Annotated in this window: 8 protein-coding genes and 1 riboswitch; of the genes, 3 read left to right on the plus strand and 5 right to left on the minus strand. The window is 66.1% G+C overall.

What is annotated here, in order from left to right:
* Positions 1-32: 32 nt before the first annotated feature.
* From KDC96_RS00110 to KDC96_RS00130, 5 genes are all read right to left on the minus strand, one after another.
* Complete coding sequence (locus KDC96_RS00110) at positions 33-3,482, minus strand: YadA-like family protein (protein ID WP_212449637.1); 3,450 nt, start codon at positions 3,480-3,482, stop codon at positions 33-35.
* Between the two features lie 200 nt (positions 3,483-3,682).
* The gene (locus tag KDC96_RS00115) at positions 3,683-6,211 is read right to left on the minus strand and encodes a YadA-like family protein (RefSeq protein ID WP_212449639.1); all 2,529 of its coding nucleotides are present in this window, start codon (positions 6,209-6,211) and stop codon (positions 3,683-3,685) included.
* 121 nt (positions 6,212-6,332) lie between these two features.
* A complete protein-coding gene (locus KDC96_RS16650; protein WP_212449641.1) occupies positions 6,333-8,447 on the minus strand; it encodes a YadA-like family protein in 2,115 nt (704 codons plus the stop codon).
* Positions 8,448-8,684: 237 nt separating this feature from the next.
* Complete coding sequence (locus tag KDC96_RS00125; RefSeq protein ID WP_212449643.1) at positions 8,685-10,238, minus strand: alpha/beta hydrolase; 1,554 nt, start codon at positions 10,236-10,238, stop codon at positions 8,685-8,687.
* A 129-nt stretch (positions 10,239-10,367) separates the two neighbouring features.
* On the minus strand, positions 10,368-12,731 hold the full coding sequence (locus KDC96_RS00130) for a YadA-like family protein (RefSeq protein WP_212449644.1): 2,364 nt from the start codon (positions 12,729-12,731) through the stop codon (positions 10,368-10,370).
* 287 nt (positions 12,732-13,018) lie between these two features.
* On the opposite strand from KDC96_RS00130, the gene KDC96_RS00135 reads away from it, so the two are divergent.
* From KDC96_RS00135 to thiC, 3 genes are all read left to right on the plus strand, one after another.
* Positions 13,019-13,897, plus strand: a complete 879-nt coding sequence (locus KDC96_RS00135; protein WP_212449646.1) for an MBL fold metallo-hydrolase — start codon at positions 13,019-13,021, stop codon at positions 13,895-13,897.
* Positions 13,898-13,971: 74 nt separating this feature from the next.
* Complete coding sequence (locus KDC96_RS00140) at positions 13,972-14,739, plus strand: hypothetical protein (protein WP_212449649.1); 768 nt, start codon at positions 13,972-13,974, stop codon at positions 14,737-14,739.
* A 52-nt stretch (positions 14,740-14,791) separates the two neighbouring features.
* Positions 14,792-14,905, plus strand: a riboswitch (TPP riboswitch).
* A gap of 33 nt (positions 14,906-14,938) precedes the next feature.
* The gene (gene thiC / locus KDC96_RS00145) at positions 14,939-16,804 is read left to right on the plus strand and encodes a phosphomethylpyrimidine synthase ThiC (RefSeq protein ID WP_212449651.1); all 1,866 of its coding nucleotides are present in this window, start codon (positions 14,939-14,941) and stop codon (positions 16,802-16,804) included.
* Positions 16,805-16,817 lie beyond the last annotated feature (13 nt).

Genomic DNA, 16,817 nt, shown 5'->3' on the forward strand with positions numbered 1-16,817 from the left:
CCGGGGGATGCGCACCCCCGGCTGCCGGGATTTCAGAACTCCCCGGCTACCCCGGCGCGCACGCTGGTGGAATTGCCGCCGGCATAGGTAACGCCGGCGGTGATCGCGAAATCGCCTTCGAAGCGGTGCATCAGGCCGAGCGACACCCCGACTTCGCCGCGGTAGGTCGCGACGTTGCTGGCGTAGCTGGTGCGTCCGGCTTCGCTGGGGAAGTGCGGGTTGGCCTGCGCCGCGATCGAGGCGATCCCGCGCTGGGCATCGCGGTCGATCGTGTCGGTGAGGTCGAACAGCGTCCCGACCTGCCCTTCGAGCGTGGTCACCCGGCCCGAGAGCGCGGTGAACTGCGCGTCGGTGATCGCCGAGAGCGCGTTCATCGAGATCCGGACATTGTCGACCGAGGCGGCGGTGGCGACGCTCTGGCGGCCGAGAATGCCGTTGCCGTCGACCGTCACCGCCTGGACCGGGCCGGACTGCGCGGCGGTGGAGGCGGCGATGTCGCCGATCCGCACCGCGCTGCCGCTGCCGCCCAGCGTAACCTGATTGGCGGCGGTGGTGGTCGCACCCTTGCCGATCGCGGTCGAGCCCGATTGCGCCGCGATTGCACCCGACCCGACAGCCGCCGAATCCGCCCCTTGCGCCCGCGTGCCGAAGCCGATCGCCGTCGCCCTTTCGTTGGTGGCCTGCGCGGTGTTGCCGATCGCGGTGGCGCGGTCCGCCGGGGCGAAGCTCTGGTAGCCGAGCGAGGTCGAGAACGAGCCGCGGGCATCCGAGAACGCCCCGAAGGCGAGCGCGCCGACGCCATTCGCGCGCGAACCTGCACCGACGGCAGTCGACTGCACACCGGTTGCGGTCGTACCCGCGCCGAGCGCCGTGGTGTTCAGGCCCGAAGAGAACGCATCGGCCCCGACCGAAGTGGTCTGCGTGCCGAGCGCCTGGGCGCCGAGCCTCCCGCTGGGATCAGCGTCGTTCCCGTCACCGCCCAGAGCAAGCGAACCCACTCCGGTTGCCTGAGCGCGATAGCCAACTGCGCTGGACATTTCCGCCGTGGCCCGCGCACCGACGCCATTGGCAGTTCCAAAGGCCCCAATCGCTTCAGCGACAGCCCCGGTCGCGGTAGAAAAGAGGGCGGTGGCCTGTGCGCCTACTCCCAATGCAGTGCTTGTTTCACCACTCGCAACCGCGTCTCCTCCAACCGCCGTACCGTTTAGTCCGCCAGCACTGGCTCGGTCACCGATGGCTGTTGTGAAACCGTTCGACGCAACGCTATCGCCGCCAAGGGCCACCGCATTGTTCCCGGTCGCGCTCGCAGCAGCGCCGGTCGTGCTCACGGCGAGGAAGGCGCTGCCGCCTCCGCCGCCGGAAACGCCTGCGATGGCGGAGGTAAGCTGGTCGAGATTGACCGCGTCGGTGCCATTCACGGCCTGCGCTACGTTGACGATCCGCCGCTTGATGACGTCATTCCCGACCGAGACCGTATTCACCTCTGTCGCGACCGACTCCGAACCGAGCGCGACCGAATCCTCCGCGAACGCACCGGCGCCGAAGCCGATTGCAATTGCCTCGGTGGCTTGCGTGTTCGCGCTCGGCCCGATCGCGATTCCGGCAAAACCGTTTGTCGCGCTCGACGATTCGCCGATCGAAATGTTCACGCTGCCATCGGCGTTGGCGAGCGTGCCGATCGCGACCGATGATCCGCCGCTCGCGCTCGCGCGGTCGCCCAGTGCGGTAGCGCCGTTGGCGCTCGAGGAAGCGTTTTCGCCGATCGCGATGCTGCGGTCGTTGAGGGCGCTGGCGAGGTTGCCGGTGGCGACGCTGCCTGCGCCGACAGCGCTGGAATTCCCGCCGATGGCGATGGCGTCGTTGCCGCTCGCGTTTGCAGCGGTGCCGGTGGAATTCACGTCGAGATAGGTGCTCCCACCTCCCCCACCGGATACTCCCGCGATCGCACTGTTGAGCTGTGCCAGGTTCACGGCGTCGGTGTCCTGGGTGCCTGCCGCCACGTTGATGATCTGCCTTTGCCCGCCGACACCCGTGCTCCCGACGGAGACCGCATTCGCCCGATCCGCATTCGATCCCGAGCCCAAGGCCACGGAGTTGTCAGCCGTCGCGTTCGCGTTGGCCCCGAGCGCGACCGCGTTCGTTCCCGAAGCGGCGGCCGGTCCAGCGGCGCTGTTCACGACGAGGAAGGGCGTGCCGCCGGCTGTCACGTTGGTGATCGCGGTGTTCAACTGGCCGAGGGTAACCGCGTCGGATGAACTTGTGCCATCCGCGACGTTCACGATCCGACGCTTGCTGCCTGCGTTCCCGACCGAGACGGTGTTGGCTTGATCCGCGACCGATGCCGCGCCAAGGGCTATCGAGTTCTCGGCTGAAGCGGAGGCATCGGCACCCAAGGCTACTGCATTGAGCGCACTGGCCGTCGCGCCAAACAGGCCTGCGGTGTCGTCGTCCGGACCATCGCCGCCCAGAGCGACCGCACCTGCGGCCGTTGCCTGCGCGCTCTCGCCGACGGCGGTCGACCCGTTTGCGGTTGCGTCCGCACCGACGCCGACGGCGGTTGCGGCTTCGTCTGTGGCCTCGGCGAAACTACCAAGCGCCGTCGCGAAATCTCCCGTTCCATCGGCACCGAAGCCCGCTGCGGTGGCAAACCGGTTTGTCGCCGTGGATTGGGCGCCAATTGTGAGAGCGCCTTCGCCAACCGCCGATGCCGAACCGCCGATTGCAATCGCAAAGTTCGGTATCTCAAGATTGACGCCCGTGTTTGCGCCTTGTCCAATTGCGATGTTCTGCAGGCCTTCGGCCGTCGACTGCTGACCCAGCGCGACAGCGCCGACGCCGCCGCTGCGCGATAGCCGCCCGATTGCGATGGCACCGGTATTGCCGGAAGATGCGCCATCGCTGCTCCCGGCTCCGCCGCCGATGGCGATGGAGCCTTCGGTTGCGGCAAAAGTGCCAAAACCCAGCGCGAGCGAGCCTGCGCCTCGAGAGCTTGAAAGAAACCCGAGCGCGACAGCGCTCGAAGCTTCGGCTTGCGCCGATCCGCCAATTGCTATGGTCCAGAAGCTGGTCGAATCCGCGCCGTTGCCGATTGCAATTGCGCCCAGTTCCGAAGCCTCGGTAACCGTGCCGATTGCGATCGAGACGTCGCCACTTGCATTGCCGAACAGCGAGATTGCCGCATCACCGGTCGACACAACGCCGTTGCCGATCGAGATCCCGGTATTCGAGCTGGCACCATTGCCGATCGCTACGCCGCTATTGGTGCTTGAACTGTTTCCGACCGCGAGGCCTCCGGTAGTCCCGACATCCGCATCCACACCGCATTCCAGCCCAACATCATCCGCGGTGTTCGGCGTCATGTCGGGGCCGGTGCCCTCGTTGCACTCCGGCGTGGCATCCGCGCGCGCTTCCTGCGGCGTCGCCAGCACACTCACGGCAACACCCACGCTCAAGGCGGTCGAAAGCAGCAATCTGGTCTTCATCGTCAGTCCCTTTCACTCAACTCGAAGGGACTGCGACCCAGTGTGTCACATGCAATTTGCGCGCCCCTGTGATTCGGCACAAAAACGCTGCGATGCGCATTTGTCCTGTATCACAGCGACATTTTTGTAGATTTGCGACAAGTTGCCGGTACGGGGTGGCGAATACGCAACACCCCGTACCGCTATCGGATAGATGGGGCCTAGAACCCGAAGGCGAACCCGGCCTGCGCGATCACGTCGCCTTCGCCGGTATTGCCCGCGACGCCTGCGGTCAGCGCGAAGTTCTCGGTCGCGCGGCCGACCAGCGTCAGCGCATAGCCCTGCTCGCCGCCATAGGTCGCGACGTTGCCGGCGACGACGAAGTCCTTGTCGGGCAGGGCGATGGCGCTGCCAAGCGCTGCCGCCGCCGCAATCCCGCCGCGCGCACGGGCGTCGACATCCTCGAGCCGGAATTCGAGACCGGAGACCCGGCTGTCGAGCGACATGACCTGGCCGGAGAGCTGGTTGAACTGCGCGTCGGTGATTGCCGAGAGCGCGTTGATCGAGGTGCGCACGTTCTGCACGGAGGCCGCGGTTGCAACCTGCTGGCGACCGAGCGTGCCGTTCTGGTCCACGGTGACGACATCGACCGGCCCTTGCTGGGCGAGGGTCGAAGCCTCGATATCGCCGATCCGCACCGCACTGCCGGTCCCGCCAAGCGTCACCTGGTTCGCCGCCGTAGTGGTCGCACCCGTGCCGACGGCCGTGGAGGCGGTGAAATCCGCAGTGGCTCCGTTGCCGATCGCGGTTGCCTGATCCGCGCGGGCGAGCGCCTGCCGCCCGATGGCGGTGGCGTTTTCGCCGGTCGCCTGCGAGGCGCTGCCGATTGCGGTGGATTGCAGCGCCGGGGCAAAGCTCGCGAAGCCAAGCGCGGTCGACTGGTTGCCGCGCGCCTGGCTGAATGCACCAAACGCCAATGCACCCACACCGCTTGCACCGGCCCCCGCGCCCACAGCCGTGGATTGCACGCCGCTCGCATTCGAACCCGCACCCAGCGCGCTCGTGTTGAGACCCGAGGCGAACGCATCCGCACCCAGCGCCGTGGTCTGCTGACCCGTGGCCCGCGCGCCCAGGAAGTCGCTATCGAGCCCATCGCCGCCAATCGCGATCGATGAGGTCGCCTCGGCGCTCGCTTCCTGGCCCAGCGCAATCGAACCTTTTCCCAAAGCGAACGTAAAGGCCCCCAGCGCGACCGATTCCTCGCCTTCAGCAAACGCGTTGTTGCCGATCCCGATGGCCGATCTGGCGAGCGCGCTGGACCCGAAGCCGAGCGCCGTTCCAACCGGACCCGAAGCTACGGTCTGGTTGCCGAGAGCGACCGAGAGTGCACCGGTTGCCCGCGCTCCTCGCTGAGCCTCGGGAATGACTCCGGGGTTGACCGATCCGATGGCAATCGAGCCCTGCTGCGTGGCCTGGGCATCGAAGCCGATGGCGATCGTGGCCCGGTCGCTGGCGAGGCTGTTGTGCCCCAATGCGGTGGTTTTGTCGCCGTTGGCGAGCGCGCCGGCACCGACCGCGGTCGCGTCGCGGGCAGTGGCCTGTGCGGCATGGCCCAGCGCAGTTGAGGATGTGCCGCTTGCCCTTGAGTCATTGCCGAAGGCTGAAGCGGATAACGCCAACGCATCCGCATTTTCGCCGACCGCCGTCGCACGATCCCTATTGGCGTTAGAGAAAACCCCGATCGAGATCGCTCCATTGCCACGCGAGTCGCTCCTATTGCCGATGGCAACGCCCGAACTGTCCTGCGCAAATGCACTGATACCGATCGCCACCGAAGCATTGCCTTGAGCCAAGGCATTGGAGCCCAGCGCGGTCGAGTCATTCCCCCTTGCCCGCGCATTCTGGCCGACTGCGGCGGCATTGATATTGGTCGCTTGCGCGCCCGCACCGATGGCGACGGTTTCCGCGAAGCTTGCCGTCGCATCCGCGCCCAGTGCAACCGAACGGTCGCCCGTCGCCTGCGCGCCGACATCCGATGCGTCACCGTCTGCGCCGATCGCGATCGCTGCATCGCCGCTAGCTGTCGAGCTTTCACCGATGCTGATGGCGCGGCGCGCGGTGGCAGCGGCAAGTGTGCCCAGGGCAAGCGCGTCCATGCCGGAAGCGGTGGTGACGGTACCCAGTGCGATGGTGCGCTCATTGTTGGCAATGGCGCGATCGCCGATTGCGGTGGATGAGATGCCCGAAGCGAGCGAGTCCGCACCGATGGCGATGGACAAGTCGCCGGTTGCCTGGGCACCGGTTTCGCCGATATCGTTGCTGTCGCCGCCGATCGCGATGGCTGTCACCCCGGTTGCCTCGGCAAACGGGCCGAGAGCGGTCGCATCTGGACCAGTTGCCACGCTGTTCCTTCCAAACGCCGCTGCATCCCGACCGGTTGCGTTCGATCGCGAACCGACCGCGGTCGAACCGAAACCGTTGCTGGCATTGGCGCGGAATCCGATCGCGGTGTTCGCATCGATATTGCCGCTGGCATCCGCTTCGGCACCAAATGCCGTGTTTGCAGAACTGGTGCCCGACGCATCGGCGGCGTTGCCGCAAGCGGTGTTCTCTTCCCTGGTTCCGCCGTCGTCGGGAGGCGTGGAAGTTGGCACTCCCTCATTCGAGCATTCTGTCGCAGCCGCCGGAGCGGGCTGGAAGGCGAACAGGGCGCAGGTCGCTGCGCCGGTGAGGAGAAGAAGCTTGTTCATGGTTGAACTCCTGTTGATGAGCCCGAAATCGGGCTTCGACCTCCCATTGCCGCCCGGCGGCGTTGGGTGCGGTAATTCGGGATTTCGCCGCGCATCTGGCTGAGTATCGCGGGGCGCTGGCTCAGAACTCGCCCGCGATCCCGGCACGCACGGCGGTCGAATTGCCGCCCGCGTGGCTGACCCCGGCGGTGATCGCGAAGTCGCCTTCGAGCCGGTGCATCAGGCCGAGCGAGAAGCCGACTTCGCCGCGATAGGTCGCGACGTTGCTGGCGTAGCTGGTTTTGCCCGCCGCCGATGGGAAGTGCGGATTGGCCTGCGCCGCGATCGAGGCGATGCCGCGCTGCGCGTCGCGGTCGATCGTGTTGGCGAGGTCGAACGCGCCCTCGATCTGGCCTTCGAGCGTGGTCACCCGGCCCGCCAGCGCATCGAACTGCGCGTCGCTGACGGCGGCAAGGGCGTTGATCGAGGTGCGGACGTTCTGGACCGACGCGGCTGTTGCCACTTGCTGACGGCCGAGCACGCCGTTGGCATCCACCGTCACCGCATCGACCGGTCCGGACTGGGCCGCAGTGCTGGCTTCGATATCGCCGATCCGCACTGCACTGCCGGTGCCGCCGAGGGTGACCTGATTGGCCGCCGTGGTGGTCGCCCCGGTGCCGACGGCGGTCGAGGCCGAGAAGTCGGCGGTGGCACCGTTGCCGATCGCGGTTGCCTGATCCGCGCGGGCCAGTGCCTGCCGCCCGATCGCGGTGGCGTTTTCGCCGGTTGCCTGCGCTGCGCTGCCGATCGCGGTCGCCTGTAGTGCCGGGGCAAAGCTCGCAAAGCCGAGCGCGGTCGAGAAGTTGCCGCGTGCTTGGCTGAATGCGCCGAAGGACAGCGCACCCACACCGCTCGCGCCTGCGCCCGCACCAACAGCGGTGGACTGCACGCCCGCAGCGCTGGCACCCGCACCGAGCGCGGTGGTGTTCAGACCCTCTGCAAAAGCATCCGCACCGAGAGCGGTGGTCTGCTCACCGGTCGCCTGCGCGCCCAAGCGATCATTATCCAGACCGTCTGCGCCGATGGCGATCGATGCGGTTCCACTTGCCACGGTAAACCGGCCCATACCGATTGCACGCTCTCCGGATACTTGAACTGTGACACCAAGACCGATCGCATCTGCGCCGCTGACTTCGGAGTTTAATCCAACCGCGATGGCATTGTCAGCGATGGCGCGACTGGACTGACCGATCGCGATTGCCTCGCTTTCACTGGCCCGGCTTAAGCCACCAATCGAAACCGACTGTCTTCCCAACGCATTCGATGCAGCACCGATTGCGATAGCGCTGAGATCTGTCGCTTCGGCGCTCACTCCGATTGCGATCGTTTGGGTCCGACTCGCGGTCGCGCGATTCCCCAGTGCGACACCGCCGCTGCCCGATGCCGAGGTATCTGCGCCGATTGCCACGGCTTGGTCGCCGGATGCCTGCGCGCCGAGGGGGTCTTCGTCGGACCCGTCAGCGCCAATCGCGACGGAACTGGTGCCGGTCGCATTCGATAATGAGCCAAGAGCAAGCGAGCGTGTGCCCCCCGCGTTCGAGCTAAACCCGAACGCAGCGCTTGCGATGCCGCTGGCACTTGCAAACGGACCGACAGCGACCGCGGCCTCTTCGACTGCGTCGGCAAACCTGCCTACGGCAAGGGAGTTATCGAACGTGGCTTTGGCAGATTGCCCCAAAGCGATAGCCGCCTGGCCCGATGCCAAGGCATCGGTCCCGATGGCGATAGCGTCAAAAGCGGAAGCGAGAGCCGCAGTCTCGCCGGCGTCAGCGCTATCGGTCCCGATTGCAATGGAACGATTGCCCGACGCCTCTGCGCCAAAACCGAGGGCAGTGGCTTCGGTGCTGGCAATCGCGAAACTTCCGATTGCGGTTGCTTCCAGGCCGGGCGCCTCTGCGAATGAACCGACTGCCGTTGCATTACCTCCTGTCGCTACGGAGTTCGCGCCGAGCGCAGAGGTGTTGGATCCCTCTGCCTTAGCTTCCGAGCCAACCGCCGTGCTTCGGTTGGCCAAAGCCCGCGCTTGCGGCCCGCACGCCAGCGCATCGTTGCGACCAAAGCTTTCTGCACCGGCGGTGCTGTCGCCGTTGCTGTTGTCGTTGTTGTCGAGAAAGCAATCCTCGGCGGCGGCGGGTGCGGGCTGGAGGGCGAACAGGGCGCAGGTCGCTGCGCCCGAAAGCAGAATGAGTTTCTTCATGGATGGTGTCCCTGTCGGCGAAGAGGTTGATCTTTGCAGGGATGGAGCCGGGCCGGATTGGGGGGGCTGGTCAGTAAGGCGGGCCTGATTGCCTTGTGCAAACAGGCCCTACCCTACCGGCAAGACACCATCCCTGCGCGATCATCGATACGCGTCCAGCGTTGGAGCCAGCGTTGGAGCCAGCGTTGGAATCGCGCAATTCAGCGTTGAAATTGCGCCATTTCCTGCACTCTCGCTCTATTTCGTCAGGAATTCGCGCACCAACCGGATGAATTCGTCCGAAGCGGGCTCGCGGCCCAGCAGCAGGTGATTGGCGCTTTCGAGGCTGGCGAATCGCGCGTTGGGGATGCGCCCTGCGAGCGAGCGTCCGGTCGCAAGCGGAATGCGCTGGTCGCCGCGACTGTGAAGCACAAGCGTGGGGCACTGGACCTCGGCGAGCCGATGACGCACGTCGATGGTCGAGAACGCTTCGAGAAACCGCACGGCGTTCTGCGCCGAGGTCGTGAGCCGCTGGAACTCGTCGAACCAGGTCAGCTCCTCAGCCGTCGCATCGGGCATGAAAGTCTGGCTGAACATATGGCGATAGGCGGGGTTGTCGCTGCCCCAGCCGGTTTCTGTCAGCACCATCACCGCCTCGCGCTCGCGCACTTCGTCGGGCGTCGCCACATGCCGCCAGCCGCAATCGTAGGCGCCGAACAGGATCAGGTGTGAAACGCGTTCCGGATAACGTGCCGCGTATTCGATCGATACCGCCGCGCCCTGGCTGATGCCGAGCAGCGGAAACCGGTCGAGCCCGGCGGCGTCGACGACTTTCTCGAGGTCGTTGACGAAACTTTCGAAGGTGATTTCGGCTGCGTCCCAGTCCGACAGGCCGCAGCCGCGTTCGTCATAGCGCACCAGGCGGAAAGACCCCGAGAGCTCGCGGAACAGGGGGCTCCAGATCGGCGCTTCCCAATCGAGCTCGAGATGGTTGAGCCAGTTCGCCGCCTTGACCAGCGGCGGGCTGTCCTGCGCGCCGACGCTTGCCCAGGCGATCGAGACGCGGTCGCAGGTATCGACGAAGCGGATCGACTGTTCGGGGATCGGCGCGTGGCCGATGGCAGCGCCGGGCGCGGCTGGTCCGAAAAACCTCGGCGGTTCGAGCTCGGCCTCGCCGAAGCGCCGCTCAAGCATTGCGGCGAGTTCGTGTGCCGCGTCCTTGCCTGCCAGCGCATGCCGCGTTTCGACCGCGCAGCGCGCCGCGCCAGCGTCGAACGGAGACCCTTCCAGCCAGCGCTGCGCCCAGCGATCGCGCTCGTCTCCCTGCAGCGCTTCCAGCTGGGCGTAATGCGCTGCCAGTCGCGATCGAGCCTGTTGCAACTCGGCCCGGCGCCGATCAAGCCAGGCAGTGAAACCCTGCTGGTTGGGCATTTCGCAATCCTCGAGCAGCGTTCCGTTACCGATCTGCCACAGGGATTCGGCTGCTTCAGACGACGGGCGGTCGGCGCTCAGCGCGCGGTCGATATCGAGTTCGAGATCGGCGCGGTCGAGCCAGACGTTCTGGCGATCCGAGCGGAGCCGTTCGACCCCGCCGGCATTGAGCACCGGGCGCAACTTGCTGAGCGACCAGCGCAGCGCGGCGCGCGGATCGTCGGGCGTATCCCACAGCAGGTCGCACAGCGCCTGGCGTGCATGGGTGCCGCTCGAAAGTGCGAGATATGCCATCAACGCGCGGGTCTTGCGCGAGGCGGGGAGCGGCAGCTCGGCCCCGTCATGCAGCGCGGCGAGCGGCCCGATGGTGCGGATATCCAACGTCACATCGACACTCGCAAGCGGTTGAGAACGTGGCAGAGCATAGGTCCGCTTTGCCGCCGCGCCAACCATCGATGGCTTGCATGGCGCGGGGCGGCCGCAATTCTGGCCGCCCGCCCCTTGCGCAGATCAGAACCCCAGCGTGATCCCGACCCGTCCCGCGGTCTTGCCGTCCTTGTTGAAGCCGGTTGCCACCCCGGCATTGACCGCGACATTCTCGCTCACCAGCGCGCCGATCGTGAACGCCCCGGCATGCGCGCCGTCATAGGTGCCGACATTGGCGCTGAGGCTGAAACTGGTGTTCGGCAGGAAAGTCGTGCCGCCCATCGCTACCGCCACTGCGGTCGAGCTGGCGATCTCGTCGCCGAGCAGCTCGACCTCTCCTTCGAGCAGATCGAGGCGCCCCTCGGTCAAGCTCACCCGCCCGGACAGCGCGTTGAACTGCGCGTCGGTTACCGCCGAGAGCGCGTTCATCGAGACCCGGATATTGTCGACCGAGGCGGCGGTAGCGACGCTCTGGCGGCCGAGTATGCCGGTGCCGTCGACCGTCACCGCCTGCACCGGCCCCTGCTGCGCGGAGGTGGAGGCGGCGATATCGCCGATCCGTACCGCGCTTCCGGTTCCGCCCAGCGTCACCTGGTTGGCGGCGGTGGTGGTCGCTCCGGTGCCGACGGCGGTCGAGGCGGTGAAGTCCGCCGTCGCGCCGTTGCCGATCGCGGTTGCCTGATTGGCGCGGGCGAGTGCTGCCCGCCCGATGGCGGTGGCGTTCTCGCCCGTCGCCTGCGAAGCGCTGCCGATCGCGGTCGATTGCAGCGCTGGCGCGAAGCTGGCGTATCCCAGCGAGGTCGAGAAGTTGCCGCGCGCCTGCGAGAACGCGCCGAACGCCAGCGCGCCGACTCCGCTCGCGCCTGCACCCGCACCCACGGCGGTCGATTGCACCCCGGTCGCGCTGGTTCCCGCGCCGAGCGCCGAGGTGTTGAGTCCTTGCGCCACCGCATCCGCGCCCAGCGCCGTGGTCTGCTGACCCGTAGCCTGCGCTCCGAGGGTATCGCCGTCCAGACCGTCCCCGCCGATGGCAATCGCGCCTGGATTCGTAGCCGACGCAAATGGTCCGAGTGCCGTTGCATTGTCGCCGCTGCCGATTGCGCCGCGACCGACCGCAACAGCGAGCGAGCCACCGGCTTGCGCTACGGCTCCCAGTGCAGTGCCGCTGGAGCCTTGTGCGCTGCTCATGAACCCCAGCGCAGTTCCGCCGTTGCTTGCAGCGCTCAAGGCGCCCAACGCGGTCGAGCCCACAGCATTGGCAGACGCGCCCGCTCCTACGGCCGTCGCATTGGAGGAGCTGGCAAGGCTGGACCTGCCGATCGCGACCGATTGAAGACCGCCGGCGTTGGCCAGCGTGCCGATGCCCAGCGAATCCTGACCGCCGGCAGTCGCGCTTTCGCCGAAGGCTATCGATGCCTGTCCGTTGGCATTGGTGAAGCGCCCGATGGCGATGGCCTGGATCGCGCCGACATTGGCGGTCGATCCCAGCGCAATCGAGTCGGTGAAGTCCGCCACCGCATCGGGTCCGATGGCGATGGAAAAATTACCGGTCGCCTGCGCGCCAAGCGCATCGGCATCGCCCGCGTCCCCGCCAATGGCAATTCCGTTGATCCCGGTTGCGTTGGTTCCTGATCCGACCGCGATGGAACTCACACCTCCGGCAGCAGCATTTCGTCCGACGCTGGTTGCATCGCTCATGGTAGCCGATGCTCCAACTCCCAATGCCGTGGCAAACAATCCGGTCGCCTGGGCATTATGGCCCAGTGCGCTACTTCCTTGCATCGTAGCCTGAGAGAAGACCCCGACACTGGTCGAGAAGCTCCCGCTTGCCAGCGAAATGTAGCCGAACGCCGCACTTTCCTGGCCAGTCGAACGGGCGCCGGCTCCTACCGCCGTGCTGGGGGAACCCGAAGCGACGCTATCGGCACCGATTGCGACTGAACTGGGCGCGGTTGCCTGAGCGCCGAAGGTGTCGCCATCGGTCCCATCGCTGCCGATGGCGATGGAGTCCGCCCCGCTCGCAAACGCCAGCAATCCCACGGCAATAGAACCGCTTCCTTGCGCGGTAGTGCTCCGACCGACTGCGGTTGCCCCTGCCGCAGTGGCGACAGCAGAATTTCCAATCGCGACCGTCCCTGGGGCCACCGCATCGGAAAACGCTCCGACCGCGAGCGAGGCACTGCCGGTTGCTTCGGCAAAATTGCCGATCGCGGACGAGTTGGTTCCGGTCGCCAAGGAGTTGGCACCGCATGCAAGCCTGCCGTCGTCACCACCTGAATCCGCATTCAGATCGGTATCGACATTGGTATCGGCATTGCCGTCGTTGTTGGTATCGAGCAGGCAATCGTCGGCGCGGGCCGGTTGCGGCAATCCTGCCAGCATGGCGAGGCCGATCCCGGCGGCTCCAGCAAGCGTGAGCGCACGAACCGATAGATTGATGATTTTCATGGCTTTACCCTCCAGGCCCGGCTGCCTCGAAAAAGGTAAAGGTGGCCGGGCGATCCCGTGTTGATCGAGTCCGCGGCCCAGCAATGCTTGCGCTGTTGATACCGGCGCAATCCGCAGAGTTTCTGCCCTTTCCCGCCTTCCGTCAATCGCGAGCGGGGCCTCGGGCGAACCGGGCGATCCGCAGTGACTCCCGGGGCGATGGATCGACCAAGGCGGTGACCGCGTTTGATCCTGCGAGCGAGCACCACCGTTGCTTTGCAAGGCGGATTGGCGGAGGATCACGGACGATGCACTATCCGTTGATATCGATCCTCCTGGCTTGCTGTCTGCTCGTCGCTGCCTGTGACGACGCCGTCGAGTCCGCCGGTGCGTCTACCAGCACGACGCATGAGACTGGCGTAGCGACCTCGATCCTCAATGCCGGTGTCGCGGTGCATCTCGGCAAGACGGAGGCCCCGGCCAAATTTCTGTTCGATCCGCTTTACGACGATCATTTCGGCTCGCTCGAACCGCTCGACAATGCGCTGATCGAGCGGATCGTCACGGGCGCGCCGCCCTACGATAACGTTGCCGCGGTGTTCGTCAGCCACGCGCATGGCGATCATTTTTCGGCCACCCACCTCAACCGGATGCTAGCCGCGCAACCCGGCCTGCGTCTCGTGGCTCCTGCTCAGGCCATCGAGGAGATGCGCAGGGGCGAGGGCTGGGATCCGACCTTTGCGGTGCGGATCGAGGCGATCTCGCTCGAGAACGGGGCGCGGGCCGAAACATTCGAAATTGCCGGGGCGCGGATCGAGGCGTTTCGATCTCCCCATGCCGGTTACCCTGACCGCCACAGGGACGTGCACAACATCACCTACCGCGTGACTGCCGCCTTCGGGACAAGGGCCGTGCATCGTGTGATGCATTTCGGCGACGCCGATCCGGGCAGCGCGTTCCTTGCTCCGCATGCCGATTTCCTCTCGCGCACGCGGACCGGCCTTGCGATCGTGCCGTTCTGGTTTCTGAGCGCAGACGACCCGCAGGCGCTGATCGGCACTACGCTGAATGCCGAAGCGGCGGTCGGCATGCACGTTCCGGTGCGCGAGCCTGAGTGGCTCGAGGCCAGCGGATGGGAATATTTTTCCGGAGAAGGACAGACCGCAGCGATCCCGGCTACCCGATAGCTGCCCGAAGGCGGTTGAATGTCTCGCGGTATGTGTCATTATTGCAGGCGGGGCTGGCACATGGAGCAATTCATATGCCGACTGGGTTACGCAACCGCGTGCACGTCGATTTCATCGTCGACGCAATGGAGAACACCGAAGCCAACTGGGATTACCTGACGCAAGGCGGTCGCATCCGCAACATCGCGAACGTCGCGATCGCGCGGCTGAGAATGGCCGGGGTTCCGCCTCCCACGCTCAACATTACCAATATCGCAGGCAATACCACCGGGCAGTTCGATTTTCAGCGCTGGGAGCTGAAGATCGACCGCGCCCTGGCCGCCAGCCCGCCGGGACGCCGCGCGGCGGATATCGGAGGCAAGGTCGCCGAGCTCGGCGATACGATCGCGCACGAATCGCGCCATTGCGAGCAATGGTTCCGGATGGCGTGGCTGGTGGCGCGGCGCCGCGCCCAAAAGGGATTGCGGACTTCGGCCCGCGACATCTGCGAGCCGCTGTTCATCCGCAATCACATGGTCGGCACAGCTGCGATCGGCTCCGGGCCGCTGTTAGGGCTCGCGTTGCAGGAGGCCGAGGCTTGGTATGATTCGGTCTATGGGCGCAACAAGGCATTCCGCAAGGTCAACCTCGCGGCCAAACTTCGCCCGACCGGCAACGCTATCGGGACCGCATGGCAGGATAGCAATTATGCACGCTACCAGCGCGGCCTGGCCGAAGAAGATGACGCATTCGGCATCGGGACCGAGGTGCAGCGGCTTTACCTCGCCGCCAATCACCCGACTGTGCCCGCCGCCCGGCTGGTGCGACACGCCCCGATTGCCCAGGGCGTTGCGAACTATTGATTGCCCCCCGGTCGGTCGCGCTGGATTCCGGCGCGCCGACAGGCTAGGGTCTCAGCCATCCCCGGGGAGCCAGCTTTACCTTTGGCTGAGAGGGGCAGGTAGCGCTGCCCGACCCGTCGAACCTGAACCGATTAGCATCGGCGGAGGGAGTGGGCGGTCTTGGAATCGTGGCCCGCACTCCGCCTGTAGGAGAGCTTTCATGGCCGACATCAATTCCCCCGTAGAGATCGGCGTTACCACCGGACCGATCCGAGGCAGCCGCAAGATCCATGTCGGCGCGCGCACCGGCTCCGGCGTGCGCGTGGCGATGCGCGAGATCGACCTCGAGGGCGGCGAGGCCCCGGTGCGGGTCTACGACACCTCCGGTCCCTACACCGACCCCGATGCGGCGATCGACATCAATGCCGGCCTACCCGGCCTGCGCAGCAAGTGGATCGAGGGGCGCGGCGATGTCGAGCGCTACGATGGCCGCGAGGTAAAGCCCGAGGATAACGGCCAGCTCGGCCCGGACCGCTCCGGCGGCGTCCCGCAATTCCCCAATGTGGTCAAACGCCCCTTGCGCGCCAAGGCGGGCATGAACGTCTCGCAGATGCACTACGCCCGCAAGGGCATCATCACGCCGGAGATGGAATATGTCGCCGAGCGCGAGAACCTTGGCCGCGAAGTGGCCGCCGATCTGGTGCGCGATGGCGAAAGCTGGGGCGCGGAAATCCCCGATGTGATTACTCCGGAGTTCGTCCGCAGCGAAGTCGCGCGCGGCCGCGCGATCATCCCTTCCAACATCAACCACCCCGAAAGCGAGCCGATGGCGATCGGGCGCAACTTCCTCGTCAAGATCAACGCCAATATCGGCAACTCCGCCGTCGCATCGGACGTCGCGCAGGAAGTCGATAAGATGGTCTGGGCGACCCGCTGGGGCGCGGACACGATCATGGACCTGTCCACGGGGCGCAACATCCACGACACCCGCGAATGGATCATCCGCAACTCCGCCGTACCGGTGGGCACCGTGCCGATCTACCAGGCGCTCGAGAAAGTCGGCGGTATCGCCGAGGAGCTGACGTGGGAGATCTTCCGCGACACCCTGATCGAGCAGGCCGAACAGGGCGTCGACTATTTCACCATCCACGCCGGGGTCCGCCTCCCCTATGTCCCGCTCGCCGCCAAGCGCGTCACCGGCATCGTCAGTCGCGGCGGATCGATCATGGCGAAATGGTGCCTCGCGCATCACAAGGAGAGCTTCCTTTACGAGCACTTCGACGAGATCACCGAGATCATGAAGGCCTACGACATCGCCTATTCGCTCGGCGACGGACTGCGCCCCGGCTCCATCGCCGACGCCAACGACGAAGCGCAATTCGCCGAGCTCTACACGCTGGGCGAGCTGACCAAGAAGGCGTGGGCGCAGGACGTGCAGGTCATGATCGAAGGGCCGGGCCACGTGCCCATGCACAAGATCAAGGAGAACATGGAGAAGCAGCTCGAAGCGTGCGGCGAGGCGCCGTTCTACACGCTCGGGCCGCTCGTCACCGATATCGCGCCCGGCTACGACCACATCACCAGCGGCATCGGCGCGGCGCAGATCGGTTGGTATGGCACCGCGATGCTCTGCTACGTCACGCCCAAGGAGCACCTCGGCCTGCCCGACCGCGACGATGTGAAGGTCGGCGTGGTGACCTACAAACTCGCCGCCCACGCCGCCGACCTCGCCAAGGGCCACCCCGCCGCGCAGGTGCGCGACGACGCGCTGTCAAAGGCGCGCTTCGAGTTCCGCTGGCGCGACCAGTTCAACCTCAGCCTCGACCCCGATACCGCCGAGCAATATCACGACCAGACGCTGCCGGCAGAGGGCGCCAAGACCGCGCACTTCTGCTCGATGTGCGGACCGAAATTCTGCTCGATGAAGATCAGCCAGGAGGTGCGCGAGTTTGCGGCGAAGCAGAATTCGGACCCTGACAGCTTCCTCGCGGCGACCGCACCGGTCGAGGATGCCGAGGCGGGGATGGAAGAGATGAGCCGGGTCTACAAGGAGAAGGGACAGGAGCTCTACCTGCCCAAAGAATAGCGACCGGTCACAA

Origin of the sequence: Erythrobacter sp. JK5, assembly GCF_018205975.1 — a bacterium.
Taxonomy (GTDB): domain Bacteria; phylum Pseudomonadota; class Alphaproteobacteria; order Sphingomonadales; family Sphingomonadaceae; genus Erythrobacter.